We start from the raw sequence: 24,005 nt of genomic DNA, 5'->3' as shown, positions 1-24,005 counted from the left end.
TTACAAGTGGGACTTGGAAGGAAAGAAGAGTAAAATAAGGCTATATTTTCTTATTTGGATATGTTAGAATGGTAGCAGTACATATTGATGCAAGGGTGGATTGCCATGTTTGATGTTAATATTTTAGGAGTTAATTTATTACATATCTTATATAATTTTTTTCTTTATTCTATGGTCGGATGGGTTTATGAAAGTACTCTGGTGTCTGTCAAAAAAGGCTCTCTGGTGAATAGAGGATTTCTAAATGGCCCGATAATTCCAATTTATGGTGTAGGAGCTACTATAATATATGTATTCTTCTGGCAGGTCAGAGGGGTTTATCCGCTTATTTTTTTTGGAGGCATGATACTTGCCAGTGCTTTGGAATATTTTACTTCCTGGATTATGGAAGTGATTTTTCATGCCAGATGGTGGGATTACAGCAGCAACCGTTTTAATATAAAGGGGAGGATTTGCTTACTCTCAGCTACTGTCTGGGGAGTTATGTCTTTGCTGGAAATAATGCTGCTTCAACCAAGAGTGGTCAGACTTTTTAATATCATTCCAAGAATTGCAGGCATCTGTGCTGTATCCATCATATTTATCCTGTTTATAATAGATACATGGATTACGGTTGTCCAGACTTTAAAGATGGATAAGATTTTTGCGGAAATGCTGCGCCTTAAGGATGAATTTAACGACTATATTGAAAAAACAAGGATTTATGAGACAAAGGAAGAATTTAAGAAAAAGCTGTCGGGTTATAAAATTTTTGAAATGCCGGATAGAATAAGACAGTTTATGGATGATAATAAAGAAAAACTTTTGGAACGCAACCGTTACCAGAAGGATTTCGATTTTAAGGGCCTGCGTCAGGAAGTGGAGAATCAGATCAGGGAATATATTGCAAAAATCCAGAGTATGGCAGGAACTGCAAGTATTGTCCAGAAACGTTTATTAAAAGCGTTTCCTGATTTGCAGATTGTAAGAAAAATAAAAAGGGCAGAAAAGGATTCCTATGAGATTAACAGGAAGGTCCGGATTGCAGAGAATACAGGCAGGAAGGAAGTAAGAAATATCAGGTGGGCAGATATGAGTACAAATGAGAAAATAATTGGTACCACAAAAGGCTTCTTAAGCGGCTTTTTGAGGGTTACTTTGGTTGGAATACTGGTGCTTATCCAGATGGCAATTATATTTGTGTTAGGATATTGGCTTAGCGGATCAGGTTTTTATATCTATCTTCTTATAGAAATCGCAAGTATTCTTATCATTGTAGGATTGGTAAATGACAACAGGAATTCTTCTTATAAAATTGCATGGATATGCATTATACTCCTGCTGCCGGTGACTGGGCATATCATGTATGCGCTTTGGGGTAAATCCGGTTCTACCAAGAAAATTGAACGTAAGATACTGGCGTGCATTGAGCATGGTGATACTTTTTTAAGCTACGATGCTGATACAACAAAGTCCTATGCAAAAAGATATCCGACAAAGAGCAGAATGTCAAGGTATATGGAGTCACACAAATTCCCCTTATATAAAAACAACAGGATAAGTTATTATCCTATGGGAGAAGACACTTTTGAAGCTATTTTTAAAGATATTGAGGAAGCAAAACATTTTATCTTCATTAATTTCTTCATAGTTGGTGAAGGGGTTTTGTGGGAAAGGATGAGAAAGCTCCTTCTTCAGAAAAGAAGTGAAGGAGTGGAAATCCGGTTTATGTATGATGACTTTGGCGCGTCCCTTCGTACCTCTAAAAATTTCCGGAGGAATCTGGAAGCCGAAGGAATAAGGACAGCCGTATTTAATCCCATTCACAAATATACGGATAAGCTGTATATGAATTACCGCAGTCATCAAAAAATCATTGTAATCGACGGCAATATCGGATATACCGGGGGTATGAACCTTGCAGATGAATATGTGAATCTGATTGAGCGCTTCGGCAAATGGAAGGATAATGCCGTACGGGTAGAGGGAGATGCCGTATGGGGACTTACAGTGACCTTTTTACAGATGTGGGAGATTTGTAAGAGCGGGGAATGGATGGATTATAGCCCTTACCGTCCTACAAAGGTATTTGAAGAGAATGAGGTATATTGCCATGTAATTTCTGACGGCCCGGCTAACAGGCCAAATAATCCGATTGAAAGTATTTATAAACAAATAATTCATTATGCGAAAAAGTATGTGTATATAACAACGCCGTATCTGATAATTGAAGATGATATGAAGCTGGCTCTGATCGAAGCTGCCCAGAGCGGTATTGATGTAAGGATTATTACGCCTAATATTCCGGATAAAAAGAATGTGAAAAGGCTTACTAATTACAATTATGGACAGCTCTTAGACGGCGGTGTAAGAATTTACGAGTATACACCGGGCTTTATCCATGCCAAAACCATTATTAATGAAGACTGCGGTATCGTAGGTACTATTAATATGGATTACAGGAGCTTTTTCCTGCATTATGAATGCGGTTTATGGATGTGCGACAGGGAAACCATAGATGTAATCAAGAATGATCTTATTGGTACAATGGATATCAGCAAGGAAATCACTTATGAGGAATGGAAACAGCGTCCATGGTATTTAAAAGTCTATCAAAGAGTGTTGAACCTATTTTCTACTTTGATGTAAATAAGGGAGGTACGTATGAAAACAGTCAGTTTGAATGGTATGTGGTCCATGAAAATAGATGGAGAAAATGTTTATGGAATTACAGGCGAATTTATGCCTGCCAAAGTTCCGGGCTCTGTTTATGAAACTTTACTTCAGCTTGGAAAAATGCCGGATCCCTATTACAGGGATAATGAATTGGATGCCTTAAAGCTAATGGAGCAGGATTTTACCTATCAGACAGTATTTCATCTGAAGCAGGATATGCTTGATAATGACGGACTTCTTCTTCATTTTGACGGAGTAGATACTCTGGGAGAGGTGTATCTTAATGATACTTTCCTTGGGAAAATATACAATATGCACCGGATTTGGGAGTTTGACATAAAAGAGCTTGCCAGAGCCGGAGAGAATGAATTAAGAGTAGTACTGTTCTCTCCTACAAAATATATCAGGGAAGAACAGGAAAAATGCTATACCGGCGGAAGCTATGACTGCATGGATGGTTATCCCCATCTGCGAAAGGCTCATTGCATGTTCGGCTGGGACTGGGGTCCAAGGCTTCCCGATGCCGGAATATTCAGGGATGTAAAGCTGCTTGGGATTAAGGAATGCCGTTTTGATGAGGTCTATGTAAGGCAGCAGCATGAAAAGGACAGCGTACTTCTTGATATTGACTGGAGCCTTGAATTATTTGGAGAAGAGACCTTATCGGAAGTGGTATTTCAGGTAACAGATCCCAAAGGCAAGATATATGAACAAACAGAAGAAGGGAAGGTTCTTATAACAGAACCGATGCTTTGGTGGCCTAACGGTTATGGGGAACAGCCATTATATACCGTAAAAGGCGAAGTCAGAAATGAAAAAGGCGAAGTGCTTGATGTTTGGGAAAGAAGAATCGGGCTTCGCACTCTTACGATAAAGAGAGAAAAAGATGAGTGGGGAGAAAGCTTCTGCCATGTGGTAAACGGTGTTTCTGTTTTTGCCATGGGAGCGGACTATATCCCGGAGGACAATATTCTTGGCAGGGTTACGAAAGAGCGTACAGAAGTCCTGCTTACGGATTGTATTGCTGCCAACTTTAATACCATTAGAGTATGGGGCGGCGGATATTATCCGGATGACTTTTTCTTTGATCTCTGTGATGAGCTGGGGCTTATGGTTTGGCTTGACTTTATGTATGCCTGTGCAAGCTATGAGTTAAATGATGAATTTGAGGCTAACATCAGGCAGGAAACCATTGAGAATGTTATCCGTATCAGACATCATGCATGCCTTGCAATCTGGTGCGGAAACAATGAAATGGAGGCACAGGTTCAGGATAAGGTATGGAAGCCTACGGCAAAGCAGGTAATGGATTATATTAAGATATATGAATATATCATTCCAAATATCCTTAAGGAATACGATCCTGTAACCTTTTACTGGCCGTCTTCTCCTTCTTCCGGCGGAAATTATGAGGATTCCTTGAATCCTGATAAAGGAGATACCCATTACTGGGATGTTTGGCATGGCAATAAGCCTTTCTCGGAATACCGGAAATTTCACTTCCGTTATGCCTCTGAGTTTGGTTTCCAATCCTTCCCCTGTCTGAAGACCATTGAGAGTTTTACAGAGAAGAAGGACAGGAATATTTTCTCCAGAGTAATGGAAATGCATCAGAGAAATGCGGCTGCCAATGGAAAGATACTGAATTATATTTCAGATAATTATCTCTATCCAAAGGATTTTGACCATTTGATATATACCTCACAGCTGCTTCAGGCAGATGCTATCCGCTATGGTGTGGAGCATTGGAGAAGGCACAGAGGAAGATGCATGGGAGCCATCGTATGGCAGTTGAATGATATATGGCCGGTTGCCTCATGGGCGAGCATTGATTATTATGGACGATGGAAAGCACTTCACTATGCAGAGAAGCGTTTTTTTGCCCCTGTTATGATATCCTGCGAGGAAGAAGGGGAAATGACACAAAGGCCCCATTGCATCGAAGAACCTCATGATATCGTAAAAACGGCAAGGCTTAATGTTGCCAATGAGACCAGGGAGGATATCTTTGGAACAGTACACTGGACACTGCGTAATCCCAAGGCAGAAGTTCTCTTGCAAGGGGAAGAGGAGGTCAATGTTCCTGCTCTTACCAGTGTATGGCTGGATAAGTTAGACTTTAGCAGTTATGATGAATTAGGTATATATTTTGCCTATGAATTCCTTGCAGATGGCAAGGCGGTATCAAAGGGAAGCTGTCTGTTTACAGCTCCGAAGCATTTTGAATTCGAAGAGCCAGGACTTTCCCTGCGTGTGGAAGGTGATAAGATCTTTGTTAATTCCAGAGCTTATGCAAGAAGCGTGGAGATTTCAAACGAAGCGGGAGATTTAAAGATCTCCGATAATTACTTTGATGTGAATGGGGAAGAGGTCTGTGTGGACATTCTTTCCGGCACCAGGGAGAATATAAAAATCCGCTCTGTCTATGATATAGGAGCTTAAGGGAAAGGGTAGTTAATGATAGCATATGTTAAGGGGGAACTTATTCTGGTATCGGAAGAGGGAGTTGTAGTGGAGACGGGCGGTCTGGGCTATGACATCAAGATGCCTCTCTCCAGCTTAAGCAATCTTCCCCGAATCGGAAGTACTATAACGGTTTACACCTATCTTTATGTAAGAGAAGATAATATCGGGTTGTTTGGCTTTTTGACAAAAGAGGACTTAAGTATCTTCAAGCTTTTGATTACCGTTAATGGAATCGGGCCTAAGGGGGCACTTGGAATTCTTTCTTCCATTACGCCGGATGACTTGCGGTTTGCTGTTCTTTCAGAGGACGTTAAGACCATAGCCAAGGCGCCGGGAATTGGCACAAAAACAGCCGGCAAGCTGATATTAGAGTTAAAGGATAAGTTGAAATTAAGTGATGCCTTTGAAGAGCGGCTTTCAAAGAATATAGAGGGAGGCCTTACTCCGAGGGGTGAAGGAAATATCCTGTATGAAGTGAGAAGAGAAGCTATTGAAGCTTTGACGGCCCTTGGATATTCTGCGGCGGAAGCTGCAAAAACCGTAGGTGCTGTTGAAATAAAAGAAGATATGACTGTTGAGGATGTGCTTAAGCTGTCCTTAAAGAATATCAGTTTTTAAGGATGGATGTAAATGGAAAGACGTATTATAACCACGGAATTAACTGAGGAAGACAAACGAATAGAGAACTCACTAAGACCCCAGCTATTAGACAGCTATATCGGACAGGAAAAAGCAAAGGCAAATCTTAAGGTCTATATTGAAGCTGCCAAGCAAAGAGGGGAATCCCTGGATCATGTACTCTTTTATGGCCCACCGGGGCTCGGCAAAACCACGCTGGCGGGGATTATAGCCAATGAAATGGAGGTAAATATGAAGGTTACCTCCGGCCCTGCTATCGAAAAGCCGGGAGAAATGGCGGCAATCCTTAGCAATTTAAAAGAAGGGGATGTACTCTTTGTAGATGAAATCCACCGCTTAAACCGCCAGGTGGAAGAGCTTTTATATCCGGCAATGGAGGACTTTGCGATTGACATTGTTATCGGAAAGGGAGCTGCCGCCAAATCCATCCGTCTGGAGCTGCCAAAATTCACTTTGGTGGGGGCTACTACCAGGGCAGGAATGTTAACACCTCCCTTAAGAGACCGCTTTGGCGTTGTTAACCGTCTGGAGTTTTACACCACCGAAGAGTTAAAGGAAATCATATGCCGCTCTGCCGGTGTGTTAAAGGTGGATATTGACAGTGAAGGAGCCTTTGAGTTAGCGAGACGTTCCAGGGGAACGCCAAGACTTGCTAATAGGCTTCTAAAGAGAGTAAGGGATTTTGCCCAGGTAAAATATGACGGATATATTACGAAGGAAGTAGCAGACTTTGCACTGGATTTACTGGAGGTGGACAAGCTTGGTCTTGATAATATGGACAGGGCGATTATCCTCTCCATGATTGAGAAGTTTAACGGAGGTCCCGTGGGTATCGAAACAGTAGCAGCAACATTAGGGGAAGATTCGGGCACGATAGAAGAGGTCTATGAGCCTTATCTTGTGCAAAACGGATTAATTCTTCGTACCCCCAGAGGCCGTATGGTATCAGGGATTGCCTACCGTCATTTCGGACTGGCAGAAAAGCCGGTTGACCTCTAAGAAAGGCTTGCCTTAAATTCACAGATATATTATAATAAAACAAATAGAAGGAAAGTCAGGAAATACAAGGAAGGTATGCTGTACCGGACAGGTTCAGATAGGATGAGGCAGACCCATGAATAAGATGAACAACATTGAAGTCATCATAAATAATAAAAAATATACCCTGCGCGGCTATGAGAGCGAAGAGTATCTTCAGAAAGTGGCATCTTATATTAATAATAAAAATAGTGAATTCAAGAAGCAGGATTTTTATAAAATGCTCGATTCCGAGATGAAAAGTATTCTGATGGAGATTAATATAGCAGATGATTATTTTAAGGTCCGGGAGCAGGTTCGTGAAATTGAACAGGAAAATGAAGAAAAAGCCAAGGAAATATTTGATTTAAAGCATGAACTGGTATCCCTTACCACCAAGCTTAGCGAGGCAGAAAAGACCATAGCTGCCTTAAAGGAAGAGCTTAACGAGAACCAGAAGAAGATTATAAGGCTTGAAACAGAATTAGGAAGTAACAAGAACACAAAAGGTTAATGAAAAGGCTGCTGCAATCATCAGGGGATTAAGCCCATAGTTGCACCAGCCTGTTTTTTCATTTCGAGAATAAATACAGTAAAAGACAGATGGGAGTTTACATGAAAGCAGTTGAGATATTAGCTCCGGCAGGCTCTTCCCAAAGCTTAAAGGCAGCAGTGAATGCATCCTGTGATGCGGTTTATGTGGGCGGGGTCAAATTCGGAGCAAGGGCATATGCGGATAACTTTACACCGGAAACCATGAAAGAGGCCATTGATTTCGTTCATCTTCATGGAAAGAAAATATATATGACGGTAAATACCCTGCTTAAGAACACAGAGCTTGAGAAGGAACTGTTTGAATATAGCAGGAGATATTATGAGCTGGGAGTGGATGCAATCATTGTCCAGGACCTTGGGGTACTCCATTTCCTTCATGAGAATTTTCCCAAGCTTCCCCTTCATGCCAGTACCCAGATGTCCATTACCATGGGAGAAGGTGCTGGTGTATTAAAGGATATGGGGGTTACAAGGATTGTCAATGCAAGGGAACTTAGTCTTTCGGAAATTAAGGAAATCAGGAAATCAACAGACTTGGAGATTGAATCCTTTGTCCACGGAGCATTATGCTATTGCTATTCCGGTAAATGCCTGCTAAGCAGTATGATCGGAGGCAGAAGCGGTAACAGGGGCAGGTGTGCCCAGCCTTGCCGGATGCCTTATCAGCTTAAGATTGATGGAGAGAATAGAGGGACAGGCTATTATTTAAGTCCAAAGGATATGGAAACCTTAGAAATACTCCCCCAATTAATACAGGCAGGGATAGATTCCTTTAAAATTGAAGGAAGGATGAAGAGTCCGGAATACACCGCAGCAGTAACTTCTGTTTACCGAAAATATACGGATTTATATTATGAGCTTGGAGAAGCAGGCTATGAGGAATACAGAAAGAGTCATGAAGAGGAATTAAAGGGAGATTTAAGGAATCTTTCCGATATCTATAACAGAGGAGGCTTTTCAAGAGGCTATTATGAGGTGCAGAATGGCTTTTCCATGCTGTCTATAGACCGTCCGAACCACAGCGGCGTACTTGTTGGAAAGGTGATAAAGAGTACGGATTCCCAAATGACAATAGAATTAACAGAAGATATCAATGCCCAGGATGTTTTGGAAGTCAGGAAAGAGAACGAAGCCCTTTACGAATATACGGTAAAAACAGGGGAAAATAAGGGGAAGAAAATAACCGCCAACTATAAAAGGGGGTTAAAAATCAAGCCCGGCTGTATGGTTTACCGTACCAGAAATAATTCGCTGTTAGACAAAACAAGGGAAGAATATCTGGAGAAAAAGAGCAGAATACCTGTAAGGGGGCATTTTAAGGCTGAACCGGATGAGCCAATATGCCTTACTTTAAGCTGTTATGAGAAGCAGGTAAGGGTATTTGGAGATAACCCGGATATGGCAAAGAACCAGCCCCTGACCAAAGAGCATCTGTATAAGCAGTTAGACAAGATGGGAGATACTTCTCTTTACTTTGAGGCATTGACAATAGAGCTTACGGGGGAGCTTTTTATTCCCGTGGGAAAATTAAATGAGCTAAGAAGAGAAGGTGTACAGGCTCTGGTGCAGGCGATAACCGAAGGGCACCGCAGAAATGCAGGAATGCAAGAAAAGATTTCCGGCTTTTCCGGCAAGAAGGAAGAGAAGGATTTGGAAGTATCTGTTCTTGTACAGAGAACAGAACAGCTTGAGGCAGTATGGGATAACCCTCATGTAAGTGAAATTATTCTGGAAAGTGATATGACAGCCCTTAATAAACTGACTTATTATACAGAAGAAATAAATAAAAGAGGAAAGCGGACGGTCTTGGCTCTTCCACATGTACTTAGGAGAAAAGGCTATGAGTTGTTCTTACAGAATAAATCTGTCTTGGAAGATAATACTATTAATGGCTATTTAATCAGAACACTGGAAGAGTATGAACTGCTTACGAATAAATTAAAAACCAAAAAGAGATTAATAGGGGATACTTACCTTTACGCAATGAACCGCCATGGTGCAGAGTATCTTAATGAATTGGGTTTTGACGGGATTACGGCACCTTTTGAGTTAAATTATCAGGAACTAAGGGAGGTTTCGGGCCTTTATCAATATATGGCTGTTTATACAAGACTGCCTGTTATGATATCAGCCCAGTGCCTATATCTGACGGACAGCAAAAGAGATAAGAAACCCATTGCGGGAATATCCGAAGAAGCCTGCTGCCTTAAGGAAGCAGAAAATGCTTTTCTATTTGACCGTTTTCAAAATGCCTTTCCGGTTATGAGGCATTGCAGGGATTGCTATAATGTGATTTACAACAGCAAACCTCTTTCCCTTTTGTCCTGCGTAAATGAGGTGGAATCTTTAAATACAGCATATGTCAGGCTGGATTTTACAGGAGAGGATGCAAGGGAAACCAAAGATATCTTAGATAAATATTTGAATGCCTATTTGTTTGGCGAAGCTGCTATGGAAAAGGAAAATGACATTACCAGAGGACATTTTAAAAGAGGCATTGAATAATTTCAAGCATAAATACAGGCAGAGAGAAGGTGATTTTTGTGGTTAACCTGTTATCAGAAATGTCAAAATACGTCATAATTATACTGGTAGCAATATACACATACCTGTCCTACCGGGTACTTGGCATCTTGGATAAAGCAAGGCAGGGCGGAATATATACCAATATGAAATTATTAATATTCGTTTTTCATTTTATCAGCTATGCCATTTTGTTTATCAATTTAAAAAGCAATTGGCTGATAATACTTTATGTGATGGAAATTGTTTCGCTGTTTATTATATTTGGATTCTACCAGTGGGTTTATGTCAATCTCTCAAAGCCATTTCTGTATAATATGGTATTTCTCCTGGTTACCGGATATATTATGATAGCCAGGCTGTCTGCCAAAACATATTATGACAAAGCCTTTAAACAGTTAATCATTGCAACGGCAGCCCTGCTTTTATGCCTGGTGGTTCCTATTATTATAGAAAAGCTTGAATACTTAAGGCATTTGGGCTGGATATATGGAATACTTGGAATTCTGATATTGTTGGGAGTGCTTTTCTGGGGAGTTGAAAATTACGGCGCTACTAACTGGGTTAATATTAAAGGTGTCACCTTTCAGCCTTCGGAATTCGTCAAGATATTATTTGTATTCTGCTTTGCTTCCCTTCTTTCCAGAAGGAAGGATTTTAAATATATCGTAATCGTATCGGCTCTTGCGGCAGTTCATGTAGTGATACTGGTAGCAGAAAAGGATTTAGGCGGAGCCTTTATTTTCTTTATAACCTATCTTATGATGCTCTACACAGCAACGGCCAAGACTCTTTATCTTGCTGCCGGTGTAGCTGCCAGCGTTATGGCCTCTGTTTTAGCTTACCGGTTCTTTTCTCATGTAAGAGTAAGAGTAAAGGCCTGGAAGGACCCCTGGACTTTAATTGACAAGGAAGGCTATCAGGTAGCCCAGTCACTTTTTGCCATAGGGACTGGCGGCTGGTTTGGTATGGGGCTTACCAAAGGTCTTCCTACAAGTATTCCGGTGGCTGACAGTGACTTTATATTTTCTGCCATAGCAGAAGAATTGGGCGGCTTTTTTGCCATCTGCCTGGTATTAATTTGTCTGAATTATTTTGTACTTACGATTAATATTGCCATGCGTTTTGAAAAGGAATTCTATAAGCTTATAGCGCTTGGCTTTGGCGTTATGTATGCCTTTCAGGTGTTTCTCTCCCTTGGAGGAGCTATCAAGCTGATTCCTTCAACGGGTGTTACCCTTCCCTTTGTAAGCTATGGAGGAAGTTCGGTGCTTTGCAGCATTATTATGTTTAGTGTGATTCAGGGGCTCTATGTTCTGAGTCAGGATAGGAACGAAGATGGAAAGAGAAGAAAAAAGCAAAAGGAAAAAGAAATCCCCGTTGATAGCGAGGCGTGAAAAACAAATACAAAAAGATACAAAAGAAAAGCCAAAAAGAAATACCAACAGGGAAGTTATATTTATTGCCTATATGTTTGCGGGACTTTTTCTGCTGGTGATAGGCTTTTATGTGCATTTTATGTTTAGAGACAGTGAGGAGGTAATTAATAATCCTTACAACAAAAGGCAGGATTTATTGGCAGAACAGATAATAAGGGGGGATATTCTCTCTGCCGACGGCAAGGTACTTGCTCATACCCTTGTGGATTCGGATGGCAATGAGACCAGGGATTATCCTTTTAGAAATATTTATGCCCATATAGTAGGAAGATTTTCAAAAGGCAGGACAGGATTGGAGTCTTCAGAGAATTTCCACCTTTTAACTTCTCATATTAATGCGGTCACTAAGGTTGTAAAAGAGCTCTCAGGCGGAAAAAGTATTGGAGACAGTGTTGTAACCACTCTGGATACCAGACTGCAAAAAGCAGCCTATGATGCACTGGGAAGCCATAAAGGGGCAGTCGTTGTGATGGAGCCTTCTTCCGGCAAAATACTTGCCATGGTATCAAAACCTGACTATGATCCCAATCAGATAAATGAGATATGGGATGAACTTACGAAGGAAGATTCGAAGGAGGAAGAAAAGACCTCCCCTCTGGTTAACCGTGCCGCACAGGGCTTATATCCTCCGGGTTCTACCTTTAAGATTCTTACGGCTCTTGAATATATCAGAGAAAACCCGGATTATGAAAAATATGAATATAACTGCACAGGTAAGGGCATATTTAACAGCGTTACGATTAATTGTTACAATAACAAAGCCCATGGAAAGGTGGATTTAAAAGAATCCCTGGCAAAATCCTGTAACTCTTCTTTTGCCAACATCGGAACTACCCTGAATATGAATGCTTTTCGTAAACTCTGTGATACCTTCCTGTTCAATCAAAGTATTCCTGTTGACATGTTGTATAATAAGAGCAGCTTTGTATTAAATGGCAAATCGCCTATTGACCAGATTCCACAGACGGTAATCGGGCAGGGACAGACTCAGATTACCCCTCTTCATAATGCTTTGATTATATCTGCTGTTGCAAACGGCGGCATTATGATGAAGCCTTATGTTGTAGACCATATAGAAAGCCAGAGCGGGGAAGCGGTCAAAAAATACTTTCCGGCAATGTATAGGACTGTAATGACTCCAAAAGAAGCGGAAATCTTAACCTCCTTTATGACGGAGACAGTGGAAAACGGAACTGCGGGTTCCCTTAAAAATGACCGCTATACCGTAGCAGGAAAAACCGGATCAGCGGAGTTTATGGAGGGAAAACCGGCTCATGCCTGGTTTGTGGGTTTTGCACCGGCTGAGAACCCGGATATAGCAGTAAGTATTATTGTAGAAAGTGTCGGTACAGGAAGTGATTATGCAGTTCCCATTGCAAATAAAATATTTAAGACTTATTTTGGAAATAAATAGAAAAATATCTGCCATAACGGTAGAAAATCATGGGGATTTTGTCTTTCTGGTACAGATATTTGTTAGTATTGCATAAATATCAGTTGAACAATTATGTAAAATGATGTATACTGAAAACAGTTATTTGACACACCATAATACAGGAGGAATTGCGATGATTGAAGCAACGAGCTGTGGCGGTGTAGTTATTTTCAGAGGAAAGATTTTACTACTGTATAAGAACTATAAAAACAAATATGAAGGTTGGGTTCTACCGAAAGGAACTGTGGAGGAAGGAGAAGAATTTAAGGAGACAGCCATACGTGAGGTAAAAGAAGAAACAGGGACGGATGCTTCTATAATCAAATATATTGGAAAAAGCCAGTATACATTCAGTACACCACAGAATACAGTAATAAAGGATGTTCATTGGTATTTAATGATGTCTGATAGCTATTACAGCAAACCGCAAAGAGAAGAATATTTTATGGATTCCGGATATTACAAATTTCATGAAGCGTACCACATGTTGAAATTCTCCAACGAGAAGCAGATATTAGAGCGTGCCTATAATGAATATCTGGATTTAAAGAAAAGTAATTTGTGGGGAAACAAAAAATATTTTTGAGGGTCAAAAAAGAGAAGGGAGAATCGGCAGCAAGTTTTGCTGTTGATTCTCTTTTGTGTGTTATAAGTTTGTATTTCCTGGTTTTCTTACAATTTCCTTAATGCACCCTTCCTTTGTTGTAAAAGTGTTACAATTCATTTATAATGAATATATGGGGAAAGTAAAAGTTTCAGTGATGAGAGTTTCTGCATAATTAAAGGAGGTATTTATGAAAAAAAGACGGATTTTATATTCATTTTTAATGGCAGTAGTACTAATACTTACAGCCTGCAGTTCCGGTAAGGAAGAGATGAAATTTACATCTGAAAGCAGGAGTGAACAAAAGGCTGATACAGGCAGCGGAGATAGTTATGGCTATACAGCGGAAACAACGTCAGAGGGCCCGGCAGCTGCGGAGGAATTAAAGGACTCAGGAACATTAGGGGGAGAAACATCTTCTAATACCTCTGCAAACAGTGCGGACTCCGGCAGAAAGAGAATCAGAAGAATCAGCCTGGAGCTGGAAACGGTGGAATTTGACGGAGCTTTAAAGGTCATTACGGAAGAAATGCAAAAGGCCGGAGGTTATGTTGAAAGCTCATCAATAAATGGAAACCGTACAACAAATAATAGCAGCAGAAGTGCACAATATACTCTTCGTATACCCATAGACAAGACCGATGGCTTTGTTAAGATGATGGGAGACAGCATGACTCTTATTCATCAGGAAGAAAACAGTAAAGATGTTACATTGGAATATGTCGATACTGAGAGCAAGGTTAAGACTTTACAAATAGAGCAGGAAAGACTTTTGGCCCTTTTAGAAAAGTCTGATAATATTGATGCTATTATCTCCTTAGAAGACAGACTAAGTGATGTAAGGTATGAACTGGAACAGAACGCATCGGCCCTTCGGACTTATGATAATCTGATAGATTACGCTACAATAACCTTGTATGTCAGCGAGGTAGAAAGAATCACACAAGTGGAAAGCAAAGGAACCGGAAGCAGAATGAAGACGGGCCTTATGAATTCACTTCTTACTATGAGAGACGGTTTTGTGGAGCTTGCAGTCTGGTTTGTTGTAAATCTGCCCTACATTCTATTCTGGGGAGTTGTAATTGGTCTGTCCGCATGGATCTTTGTAAGAAAATTCTATAGAAAAGACAAAAAGAAGTTTCCTGCTTCGAAAGTGAATACAGCAAATGAGAAGAAAGAAGAAGACAATCAAAAGGATTAGAACCCTATAGTTTGCTTTATTATGAAGATTGGAAGAATCTTTATGAAAACTGTATGAATAAGCAGATAAAATTATGCTTGCCATATGGAAGAAGCTGTGTTATAATTCTAATGCTAAATTGCACGTATGTTGATTTCTGGCCGGGTGCCTAATGGTCTGCCAGGAAAGTGAGATATACGGAAGAAAACAACCACATGGAGGTAAATTATGAGCGTTATATCAATGAAGCAGTTATTAGAAGCAGGTGTACATTTCGGACACCAGACAAGAAGATGGAACCCTAAGATGGCAGAGTACATCTACACAGAAAGAAACGGAATCTATATCATTGACCTGCAGAAGTCTGTAGGAAAGGTAGATGAAGCTTATTATGCAATCAAGAATATTGTTGCTGATGGCGGAAAGATTCTTTTTGTAGGAACTAAGAAGCAGGCACAGGATTCCGTTAAGTCCGAAGCAGAACGCTGCAGTATGTTCTTTGTAAATGAGAGATGGTTAGGCGGTATGTTAACAAACTTCAAGACCATCCAGAGCAGAATTACAAGATTGAAGCAGATTGAAACAATGTCCCAGGACGGTACTTTCGAAGTTCTTCCCAAGAAAGAAGTTATCGAATTAAAGAAAGAATGGGAAAAATTAGAGAAGAACCTCGGTGGAATTAAGAATATGAAGACTATTCCTGATGCTATCTTTATAGTAGATCCTAAGAAGGAAAGAATTTGCGTACAGGAAGCTCATGCATTAGGTATTCCTTTAATCGGTATTGCAGATACAAACTGTGATCCCGAAGAACTTGATTATGTAATTCCTGGTAATGATGATGCTATCAGAGCGGTTAAGTTAATCGTTGCTAAAATGGCAGATGCCGTTATCGAAGCAAACCAGGGTGTTCAGATGACTGACAGTACGGAAGAAGCTTCTAATGAGACAGCAGAAGCAGTAGAAGCAGCCGAAAAAAGCTCAACGGAATTTGTAGAAGCATAATGTGAAAAATACGATGTATTTTCATGTTCTAATCCCGGGCGGTAGTAAATCATCTGCAAGCAGATGATTTATGCTATAAGAATTAGTTTGAAAAATAAAAGATATTTTTTAAATTTCTATTCAGGCAGTATCGCAGGTTCGCCTGCGATATGCATGGGGATTAGTGTGAAGCAAAAAACATTGGAGTTAATATAATCAAAAAACGGAGGAATACAAACATGGCTATTACAGCAGCAATGGTTAAAGATTTAAGAGATATGACCGGAGCCGGCATGATGGATTGTAAGAAAGCACTTGCGGCAACCGATGGAGATATGGATAAGGCAGTTGAGTTCTTAAGAGAAAAAGGACTTGCTGCTGCTGAGAAAAAATCAGGAAGAATTGCGGCAGAAGGTATTTGTGATACTACAGTAAGCGAAGACGGTAAAGTAGCTGCTATCGTAGAAGTTAACAGCGAAACAGACTTCGTAGCAAAGAACGAAACTTTCAGGAGCTTTGTTAATGCAGTTGTAAATCAGGCTATGACAACAAACAGCGCTGATATTGATGCATTTTTAGCTGAAAATTGGGCTCTTGATACTTCCAAGACAGTAAAAGAAGAATTATCCAGCCAGATAGCAGTAATCGGTGAAAACATGAACATCAGAAGATTCCAGAAAGTAGTTGCTGAGAATGGTTTTGTTGAATCTTATATCCATGGCGGCGGAAGAATCGGTGTATTAGTTGAAGTTGAAACAACTGTTTGCAACGATGTTGCAAAAGAAGCAGCTAAGAATATTGCTATGCAGATTGCAGCAATTTCTCCTAAGTACGTTCAGAGAACTGAAATTCCTGAAGAATACATTGCTCATGAGAAAGATATCTTAAAGGCTCAGGCAATGAATGAAAATACCGGAAAGCCTGAAAATATCATTGAGAAGATGATTGAAGGCCGTTTAAACAAAGAATTAAAAGAAATCTGCCTTGTAGATCAGGTTTATGTAAAAGACGGAGATTTAACCGTTCAGAAGTATCTTGACACAGTAGCAAAAGAAATCGGTGCTCCCATTGCTATTAAGAGCTTTGTTCGCTTTGAAACCGGTGAAGGTATCGAGAAGAAATCCGAAAACTTTGCCGAAGAAGTTGCAAAGCAGATGGGAAATTAATCAAAGAGTAGCAGCAACTTCTTCGTAAGAAGCTTGCAAAGCAGATGGGAAATTAATTTCATATTTTTAAATAGTGCTAAACCGCCGAAAACCCAGTGTTTCCGGCGGTTTTCTTACGTTTTGCGGTATCGTAAAATACCGCAGGTTTTCGGGGCGAAGTTTGCATCTTACTTATAGACATATGGTGAATCCATTAAATTGAGCTATACCATAAAATTATTATATGATTTCCAAAAGGAAAATTTAATCAGCCATAAACGAACCAGCTTGTTACATATTGTGAAACCCTGGAGCCTGTGTCCGGTGACCAGGAGAAACGATTAGAAAGTGAATTCTATGCAGAGGGAGATATGACAGGCAATTCTTTGCTTATCTGGATCACATATCCCAAAAGGTACGGACATAATTTTGCTTGAGCTAAAAATTAGTTAAGATTTGGGGTAAGCACTATATTGACGTTTTAGTCTAAACGTGTTAGACTGACTTTGGTCTAACAACATACGACAGGAGGGGCGGATATGGAACAATATAAATTGGGTGAAATGGAACAGCGATTTGCAGATCTAATCTGGGAGCATGAGCCGGTCAGCTCCCGAATTCTAACTCAATTATGCGCTGAAGCATTTAATTGGAAACGCACCACCACATACACTATGCTTAAACGTTTATGCGAACGTAAGCTTTTTCAAAATAAGGGTGGCTTGGTGACATCCTTAATGTCTAAAGATGAATTTCAAGCGAGTCAGGGGGAACAGTTTCTGAACGAAACCTTTGCGGGGTCACTACCTAAGTTCATCGCTGCCTTTACGCACAGGAATAAGTTGAGTGAAAAAGAAATAAATGAAATACAGCAGCTCATCAATGAACATAAGGAGGTGAAGTAATGCTGGATAGACTGTTTTTACAGATTCTCAATATGAGCTTTAATGCAAGTGTGGTTATTTTATTTGTATTGTTTGTCCGAATATTACTGAAAAAAGCGCCGAAAGTCTTTTCCTATTCCTTATGGAGCGTGGTTCTATTTCGGCTTATTTGCCCATTTTCTTTTGAGAGCATCTTCAGCATTTTGCCCACAAAAGCGAACCCTATTTCGCAGGATATTGTTTATGCGCCCACACCTAAGATAGATACCGGTGTCACAGTAATCAATAATGCTATAAACCAATCACTGCCTGCTGCAGCACCTCATGCAAGTGTAAATTCCTTGCAAGTATGGGCTTTTCTCGGTGAAATTGTTTGGCTTGCCGGCATTGTTATTTTACTATCCTATAACATTGTATCTTTATTGAAATTGAAAAAAAGACTCAGAAATGCAGTCTGTGAAGATAATAATATTTATATTGTAAAGCAATTGGACACTCCTTTTGTGATGGGGATATTTCGCCCGAGAATTTATCTGCCGAATACTTTATCTGCGGAAGAAAATCAATATATTCTTTTGCATGAGCAAACACATATAAAGCATTTTGACCATGTGGTAAAGCTTTTGTCTTTTTTTGTATTGTGCCTGTACTGGTTCAATCCGCTTGTATGGGTGGCTTTCTTTATAAGTGGCAGAGATATGGAAATGACCTGTGACGAAGCTGTCATAAAGCAACTTGGAAACACTGTTAAAAAAGAGTATTCATCATCGCTACTCGCACTTGCTACCGGCAGGCGGACTGTTGGTGGCACACCCCTTGCTTTTGGTGAAGGGGATACCAAAAGTAGAATAAAAAATATTCTGAACTATAAAAAGCCTGGGTTTTGGGCAGTTATTGTTGCCTTGATTGTGGTTGTCGGTATCTGTGCGGGACTGATGGCAAATCCAATTACCAGGTCAGGATTAAGCTGGGAAAAGCCCACTCTTGCAGCCCAAGACATAAAATTTTATTGGACTGATTCTAATGGAAAAACCGAACTGGAATCAGATTTTGAAGATAATCATGTTACGGTACCTTTTGATAAAATCGTAGATTATGCTACAGGTGATTGTAATAATGATGGTAAAGAGGATGTTGTCATTTTAATTCAATATTCAAATAGTGAACGTTCTTTTATAGCCTCAAGAGTTTATCTTTCACAGGGAAACAATACTTTTGACTATCAAAGAGAACTGATGTCGGAGATTGATCAGAAATATCATGGGCAAAGTGCAAAAGAAGAATTAAATTATGTGCGCGAGAGATTAAATGGTACTCCATCCCCTCAAAATCCATTTTCAGCTTACAAGGATGTATTGCAAAATAAAACTGAATTTATTACCACATCTTACGCAGAAAGTGGAACAAAAACAATATATTTGGATCAGCTTCTCAAGGGTGGGTTAGAAACCTATAAATTTTTGAATTTTACCGTCTTGGATATGGATGGAGATGAAGTACCTGAAATAGTTATACAGTATTGCTTAACCAATGACTATCCGTATCCCGATTATGTTGAAGTATTACATTATAGCGACGGCACAGTTTATGGCTATAATTTTAGTTACAGAGGTTTGTATTCTCTAAAAAGTGATGGCACCTTTAATTGGTCAAATGGTGCGGATGACAATGGATACGCAAAATTGCGTTTCACATTAAATAACTGTGAATATGACAATATAGCATATTGCGAACCAAATTTGCCTGGGGACTCCTATTTTATAGATGGCCAGGCTGTTACAGAGAGTGAATATCAGGCTTTTATGGAAAATCAAGAGAACAAAAAAGATGCAATTTGGTATGATTTTACCAAGGAGAATATTGATAATCAACTTTCTGCAAATTAATAAATTGATTTAAGAAGTACAAAGTATGTATTAAGCAAAGTAGAGATAGTTCTCAATTTTGTAAAAGAGTAAATTGAATTGGCACATCAAAAATTCAGCAACTAATTCAAATAGTAGATAAGGGAGGGAAGTTATGAGTGAAATTAAAAGATACAATATTAATCAAGATTGTGCTTGGTCAGAAATGGTAGAGGCAGGGGATTTTGTTTTTTTAAACTTCTGTGTAGGTAATGTGGGACAACTCTTTGAAGCACAGGTTAATGGGGCGATTGATGATATGGAAAATCGCCTGAAGCAAATAGACTTAACTTTAGATGCTGTTGTTAAGATTGATGTTTTGCTAAGAGATGCTTGGAATATTCCGATTATGGAGGAAGTATTCAAACAACGTTTTAATGGAAAGTATCCAGCAAGAAAAACAATTCAGACCGATTTTGCACATATAGGCGGGCCGGATGGACTTCATATTCAGATAGATGCAATTGCATATAAAAAATAAATGGGAAACTAATCAAAGAGTGGCAGCAAGGTTTGCACGATTTTTAGTTTCTGGTAAGAAATAATAGAATTTAAACAGAGAGGATATGCTTGGTGGCATATCCTTTTTTATTGCTTAAGAATTTAGTCGGGTGTGTAAAAAAACCTAAAGTATTTGTGGGATTCAGAAGGTAAAAGTAAAAAGGACATAGATATTTAAAAAAGAAAAGGAGGGTGATTTTACAGTGGTTTAATGATATCATATAATGGACAGAGAAAATGACAAAGATTTGATATTTACAAAAGGGGTTAATATGAAAAAAACATATGTGGTAGGAATTGCAGGAGGCAGTGCCAGCGGGAAATCTACATTTTGCAGTCAATTGGAAAAGAAGTTAGAAGGAAGCCTGATTAGAGTATTTCATATGGATGACTATTTTAAAGAACCGGAAAACAGGCCGGTTAGTGAGGCACCTGTGACAGGAATTTTATATCTTGATGATAATCATCCGGATACTATGGATTTATTAAGAATGCAGGAAGATGTGGAAGCGGCGATAACAGAAGAGAAATATCAAGTGGTTTTGGTAGAAGGTTTGCTGACTCTCTGGAAAAAAGAGTTATATAAATTATTGAATTTAAAACTGTTTGTTGATTGTCAGGCAGATGAAAGAATTGTTCGCAGGTTGAGGCGAAACATGAGTTGGGGATTGAATTTTGAAGAAGTTTCTAAAGTTTATCTGGATTTAGTGCGTTATCGTCATGAGGAGTATGTGGAACCCAGTAAATGGAAGGCGGATTTGATTCTTAATGGTTCTAATCCTTCAGACACTGCACTTGAAATGGTTGTCCGGCAAATTCAAGAACATATTTGCTGAGCGTTAGTACATAAAGGTCTGTAATTTAGTGTTGTTACTATTTTACAGGCTTTTTTATTTTGAAATCTATTTTTGAAAAAAATTTCTTTCTTTAGTTTAGTAAATTTACTAAAAAAACTCGTAATATGTAAGATAAAAATAGAAAAAATGTATAGAAATTCTTAGTAATATAGTGTAAAATAGTAAAAAATAGAATAAAAATCTATTTTTAGTAAATTATGTAGGCATTTTAAATGCAGAAGGAGGTATTAATGAAAAGAAATGGAAAATTTCAAAAAATGATTACTGCAATACTAGTTGCGGCACTCATTTTGCTGGGAGTTCCAAACGTACCAACCGTTGCTACGGTAGAGGCGGCAGGAATACCGGCACAAGTTACCTTGTCCCACAATCAATGGCCTGGGGATCCGGATGGGGACTATGATATCACAGGTAATATGTGGTATGGTAACAATGGTACAAGCTTTATATTGTATGAGGGGTATAATTCACAGAGCAATTTTAGCGTAGCGGCACAGGGAAATATGAGCGATAATTCACCGAATGCCCAGTCCTTTGTAGTAAACTTTAAGAACAAGGCTATCGGGACTTACTATTACTACGCGGAGCTGGCTAATTCTTACGGAAAATCCAAGAGCTCCATTATCAGCCTGCAGGTGACACAATCGACTGCTACACCGACAATAACGCCGGTACCGACAACAACAGTAACACCGACTGTGATACCAACAGTAACACCTACAACAACACCAACAATAACGCCATCGGTAACACCGACAATAACGCCGCCGGTAACACCGACAATAACACCACCGGTAACACCGACAATAACACCACCGGTAACACCAACAGTGACACCAACACCGACAGCAACAATAACACCGACACCAACAGCAACACCGGTGCCTGGCGGAAAAGCGACCGGTGTTCCGGGCAAACCAACATTGCAGCATAACCAATGGGGTAATGATACGGATGGTACATATGATATCACAGTCAATATGTGGTATGGCAATAACGGAACCAGTTACAAACTGTATGAAAAAATAGGTGCCGGAGGCTCTTACAAGCAGGTATCTGCCGGAGCATTAACGGATAATTCTCCGAGCGTACAAACTTTTGTAATACCGATTACAGGAAGAACCGTTCCGGGTACATACTATTACTATATAGAGCTGGCTAATTCTTATGGAAGTACAAACAGCGACGCAATCAGCCTGAAAGTGGGTTCTGCTGACAGCAGTAAGATTGTAATCGGCACAATTGATGATGATGGTGCCAAGAATCAGTATACAGTAGCACAGGGCACATATACCTTTAACCTGCTGCATGTTGATGCACAGGCTCCCGGGTATACAGTAATATCAAGTAATACTTCTGTTGCAAAGGCTTCCATCACAGATGGAAATAAGTTGAAAATTGAAGCAGTCGGAGCAGGCAGAACCGGATTAAAAATAGTAGAAACAACAACGAAGGAAGAACGTTATATTGGAATCAGGGTGAAAAATGCTGATGGATCCCTTCCTGGTTTGCCAAATTATGTTTCAATCGGGCAGGTTTCCGAGGACACTGCCAATGATTTGAACTTCTGGAAAGATACGGATACCGATGATACAAATAAACGCTGTGATATCAGATATATCTATATCAATGGCGGACCGGTAAATGGATGGAGAAGCTGGACCACCGAAGATGGGGCCAGAGCTAAAACTTACATTACCGAAAGCTTGAAGCTGGGAATGATTCCATACTTTGTATATTACAATATCCCGGATTCCGCAGAAGATTATAATGTTGATATTAAACACATAAATGATACTGCTTATATGAAAGCTTACTATGAGGATCTGAAATTCTTCCTTGATATTTGCAACCAATATGATGAGACCTTTGGTATTGTCCTGGAACCGGATTTTCTTGGTTATATGATGCAGCAGTCAGGAAAGACTCCTTCTAGCATTGCGGCAGCAGGAGTGGAAGCAGCTTATACTTCCGGTATTTTGAAAAAGGGTGTTGATCCTGATTTCCCGAATACCGTAACAGGATTGGTACAATCCATCAATTATATTATCAATAAGACATCTCCTAAGGCTATATTTGGATGGCAGTTTAACACATGGGGATATTCCAAGGATGTACCGGGACAGGGACTTATGCATGCAACGGAAATCTTAGGCTATACTGCCGGCAGAGCTTTTATTCAGAATGCAGCAAAAGAGACCGCACTGTATTATATGGAAGCCGGTATCACATCCTATGGCGCAGACTTTATTTCCATTGACAAGTACGGATTGGATGGAGCATATGAATCTGGTGCGGTTACTAATCCGGCAGGCTCCAGATGGTTATGGAATGCAGACCTTTGGAATAATTATATTTTCTATGCGGGAGTATTACACAGTACAACGGCCTTACCGGTTACGCTGTGGCAGCTCCCTGTAGGACATTTGAATACATCCCAGGAAGCAAATCCTTACACCGGAGGGCTGTTTAAAGAGCTTTCCAATGCAGTTGGATATTATGAGGATTCAGCACCTGACTATTTCTTTGGAGATACCTTTAAACCGGGTTCACAGGCCAGGGTGGACTATTTTTCATCCAATGCATCCAATGATCCTAAGATTAAGGTAAGCAACGGTACCATTACTTATGGTTCTCATATTGAGGAGGCAAAGGCAGCAGGTATTACCTGTATCCTGTTCGGTGCAGGAGTAGGAGCCAGCACAGATGCTGTAGGTTCGCCGCCGGCAGATGATTACTGGTGGATTACGAAAGCACAGAGATACTTAAGAAATCCGGTTTCATTGAACTAAGTTCCGGGACAGCTGTATTTACCGATATATATTTTAACATTTTATAATTTTTATCATATGATAAGTGTAAGAAAGAATGTGCAAGGAGACTCTAAATTGGATGATTATAACTTCTTCCATAAACAGGGTTCTGAAGATGATAAAACTGTAGAGTTTGAGAATGTTGTATCCGGTGAAGAAATTGTATTCCCACCTAACTATGACCCCAGACGTAACCCAAATCAAGGACCAGGACCGGGGCCAAGGCCACCGCAGCCGGGACCAGGACCGGGGCCAAGACCACCACAGCCAGGACCGGGACCGGGGCCAAGACCACCGCAGCCAGGACCAGGGCCGGGGCCAAGACCGCCGCAGCCAGGACCGGGACCGGGGCCAAGACCACCGCAGCCAGGACCAGGACCGGGGCCAAGACCGCCGCAGCCAGG

The 24,005-nt window shown here is 40.1% G+C and carries 18 protein-coding genes; 17 read left to right on the top strand and 1 reads right to left on the bottom strand.

All coding sequences use genetic code 11. The annotated features are described in order from the left end of the window. Positions 1 to 105: 105 nt before the first annotated feature. From cls to BUF11_RS24385, 17 genes are all read left to right on the top strand, one after another. On the top strand, positions 106 to 2,628 hold the full coding sequence (gene cls, locus BUF11_RS23795) for a cardiolipin synthase (protein ID WP_175562064.1): 2,523 nt from the start codon (positions 106 to 108) through the stop codon (positions 2,626 to 2,628). 15 nt (positions 2,629 to 2,643) lie between these two features. Continuing rightward, positions 2,644 to 5,097 carry a beta-mannosidase gene (locus BUF11_RS13395; RefSeq protein WP_073589358.1) on the top strand — a complete coding sequence of 818 codons (2,454 nt, stop codon included), beginning with the start codon at positions 2,644 to 2,646 and terminating at the stop codon, positions 5,095 to 5,097. A gap of 15 nt (positions 5,098 to 5,112) precedes the next feature. Then, positions 5,113 to 5,739 (top strand): Holliday junction branch migration protein RuvA, encoded by a 627-nt coding sequence (gene ruvA / locus BUF11_RS13390; protein ID WP_073589357.1) that lies wholly within the window; start codon positions 5,113 to 5,115, stop codon positions 5,737 to 5,739. A gap of 12 nt (positions 5,740 to 5,751) precedes the next feature. After that, positions 5,752 to 6,759 (top strand): Holliday junction branch migration DNA helicase RuvB, encoded by a 1,008-nt coding sequence (ruvB, locus tag BUF11_RS13385; protein WP_073589356.1) that lies wholly within the window; start codon positions 5,752 to 5,754, stop codon positions 6,757 to 6,759. Between the two features lie 115 nt (positions 6,760 to 6,874). Beyond that, complete coding sequence (gene zapA / locus BUF11_RS13380) at positions 6,875 to 7,291, top strand: cell division protein ZapA (protein WP_073589355.1); 417 nt, start codon at positions 6,875 to 6,877, stop codon at positions 7,289 to 7,291. A gap of 101 nt (positions 7,292 to 7,392) precedes the next feature. Then, on the top strand, positions 7,393 to 9,837 hold the full coding sequence (locus BUF11_RS13375) for a peptidase U32 family protein (RefSeq protein WP_073589354.1): 2,445 nt from the start codon (positions 7,393 to 7,395) through the stop codon (positions 9,835 to 9,837). A 38-nt stretch (positions 9,838 to 9,875) separates the two neighbouring features. Beyond that, entirely contained in the window at positions 9,876 to 11,252 is a 1,377-nt protein-coding gene (locus tag BUF11_RS13370) for an FtsW/RodA/SpoVE family cell cycle protein (protein ID WP_073589353.1), read from the top strand. Then, the gene (locus BUF11_RS13365) at positions 11,194 to 12,708 is read left to right on the top strand and encodes a peptidoglycan D,D-transpeptidase FtsI family protein (RefSeq protein ID WP_073589352.1); all 1,515 of its coding nucleotides are present in this window, start codon (positions 11,194 to 11,196) and stop codon (positions 12,706 to 12,708) included. The genes BUF11_RS13370 and BUF11_RS13365 overlap by 59 nt, the downstream gene beginning before the upstream one ends. 154 nt (positions 12,709 to 12,862) lie before the next feature. After that, positions 12,863 to 13,315: an NUDIX hydrolase gene (locus tag BUF11_RS13360; RefSeq protein ID WP_073274341.1), complete on the top strand. Its 453-nt coding sequence runs from the start codon at positions 12,863 to 12,865 to the stop codon at positions 13,313 to 13,315. Positions 13,316 to 13,523: 208 nt separating this feature from the next. Further along, complete coding sequence (locus BUF11_RS13355; protein ID WP_073589351.1) at positions 13,524 to 14,534, top strand: DUF4349 domain-containing protein; 1,011 nt, start codon at positions 13,524 to 13,526, stop codon at positions 14,532 to 14,534. Positions 14,535 to 14,741: 207 nt separating this feature from the next. Next, entirely contained in the window at positions 14,742 to 15,518 is a 777-nt protein-coding gene (gene rpsB / locus BUF11_RS13350; RefSeq protein WP_073589350.1) for a 30S ribosomal protein S2, read from the top strand. Positions 15,519 to 15,736: 218 nt separating this feature from the next. Next, complete coding sequence (gene tsf / locus BUF11_RS13345; RefSeq protein WP_073589349.1) at positions 15,737 to 16,663, top strand: translation elongation factor Ts; 927 nt, start codon at positions 15,737 to 15,739, stop codon at positions 16,661 to 16,663. Positions 16,664 to 17,181: 518 nt separating this feature from the next. Continuing rightward, positions 17,182 to 17,547 carry a BlaI/MecI/CopY family transcriptional regulator gene (locus tag BUF11_RS13340; RefSeq protein WP_073589348.1) on the top strand — a complete coding sequence of 122 codons (366 nt, stop codon included), beginning with the start codon at positions 17,182 to 17,184 and terminating at the stop codon, positions 17,545 to 17,547. Beyond that, complete coding sequence (locus BUF11_RS13335) at positions 17,547 to 19,412, top strand: M56 family metallopeptidase (RefSeq protein ID WP_073589347.1); 1,866 nt, start codon at positions 17,547 to 17,549, stop codon at positions 19,410 to 19,412. The genes BUF11_RS13340 and BUF11_RS13335 overlap by 1 nt, the downstream gene beginning before the upstream one ends. A 133-nt stretch (positions 19,413 to 19,545) precedes the next feature. Next, entirely contained in the window at positions 19,546 to 19,911 is a 366-nt protein-coding gene (locus BUF11_RS13330) for a RidA family protein (RefSeq protein WP_073589346.1), read from the top strand. A 292-nt stretch (positions 19,912 to 20,203) separates the two neighbouring features. After that, positions 20,204 to 20,767 (top strand): uridine kinase family protein, encoded by a 564-nt coding sequence (locus tag BUF11_RS13325; RefSeq protein WP_175562063.1) that lies wholly within the window; start codon positions 20,204 to 20,206, stop codon positions 20,765 to 20,767. 251 nt (positions 20,768 to 21,018) lie between these two features. Then, positions 21,019 to 23,580 (top strand): hypothetical protein, encoded by a 2,562-nt coding sequence (locus BUF11_RS24385; RefSeq protein WP_073589344.1) that lies wholly within the window; start codon positions 21,019 to 21,021, stop codon positions 23,578 to 23,580. A gap of 221 nt (positions 23,581 to 23,801) precedes the next feature. Here BUF11_RS24385 and BUF11_RS24380 read toward each other — a convergent pair. Beyond that, positions 23,802 to 24,005, bottom strand: a 204-nt coding sequence (locus tag BUF11_RS24380) for a hypothetical protein (protein ID WP_175562062.1), incomplete at its 5' end; no start/stop codon positions are given.

This window comes from Anaerocolumna xylanovorans DSM 12503 (assembly GCF_900143645.1).
Lineage (GTDB): Bacteria > Bacillota > Clostridia > Lachnospirales > Lachnospiraceae > Anaerocolumna > Anaerocolumna xylanovorans.
Note: the sequence above shows the minus strand (reverse complement) of the source record. Positions and strands in the feature narration are given on the sequence as shown.

Excerpts from the sequence above, each read along its gene's own strand:
- cls (WP_175562064.1), top strand. The coding sequence starts at position 106 with ATGTTTGATGTTAATATTTTAGGAGTTAATTTATTACATATCTTATAT.
- BUF11_RS13395 (WP_073589358.1), top strand. The coding sequence starts at position 2,644 with ATGAAAACAGTCAGTTTGAATGGTATGTGGTCCATGAAAATAGATGGA.
- ruvA (WP_073589357.1), top strand. The coding sequence starts at position 5,113 with ATGATAGCATATGTTAAGGGGGAACTTATTCTGGTATCGGAAGAGGGA.
- ruvB (WP_073589356.1), top strand. The coding sequence starts at position 5,752 with ATGGAAAGACGTATTATAACCACGGAATTAACTGAGGAAGACAAACGA.
- zapA (WP_073589355.1), top strand. The coding sequence starts at position 6,875 with ATGAATAAGATGAACAACATTGAAGTCATCATAAATAATAAAAAATAT.
- BUF11_RS13375 (WP_073589354.1), top strand. The coding sequence starts at position 7,393 with ATGAAAGCAGTTGAGATATTAGCTCCGGCAGGCTCTTCCCAAAGCTTA.
- BUF11_RS13365 (WP_073589352.1), top strand. The coding sequence starts at position 11,194 with ATGGAAAGAGAAGAAAAAAGCAAAAGGAAAAAGAAATCCCCGTTGATA.
- BUF11_RS13360 (WP_073274341.1), top strand. The coding sequence starts at position 12,863 with ATGATTGAAGCAACGAGCTGTGGCGGTGTAGTTATTTTCAGAGGAAAG.
- BUF11_RS13355 (WP_073589351.1), top strand. The coding sequence starts at position 13,524 with ATGAAAAAAAGACGGATTTTATATTCATTTTTAATGGCAGTAGTACTA.
- rpsB (WP_073589350.1), top strand. The coding sequence starts at position 14,742 with ATGAGCGTTATATCAATGAAGCAGTTATTAGAAGCAGGTGTACATTTC.
- tsf (WP_073589349.1), top strand. The coding sequence starts at position 15,737 with ATGGCTATTACAGCAGCAATGGTTAAAGATTTAAGAGATATGACCGGA.
- BUF11_RS13340 (WP_073589348.1), top strand. The coding sequence starts at position 17,182 with ATGGAACAATATAAATTGGGTGAAATGGAACAGCGATTTGCAGATCTA.
- BUF11_RS13335 (WP_073589347.1), top strand. The coding sequence starts at position 17,547 with ATGCTGGATAGACTGTTTTTACAGATTCTCAATATGAGCTTTAATGCA.
- BUF11_RS13330 (WP_073589346.1), top strand. The coding sequence starts at position 19,546 with ATGAGTGAAATTAAAAGATACAATATTAATCAAGATTGTGCTTGGTCA.
- BUF11_RS13325 (WP_175562063.1), top strand. The coding sequence starts at position 20,204 with ATGAAAAAAACATATGTGGTAGGAATTGCAGGAGGCAGTGCCAGCGGG.
- BUF11_RS24385 (WP_073589344.1), top strand. The coding sequence starts at position 21,019 with ATGAAAAGAAATGGAAAATTTCAAAAAATGATTACTGCAATACTAGTT.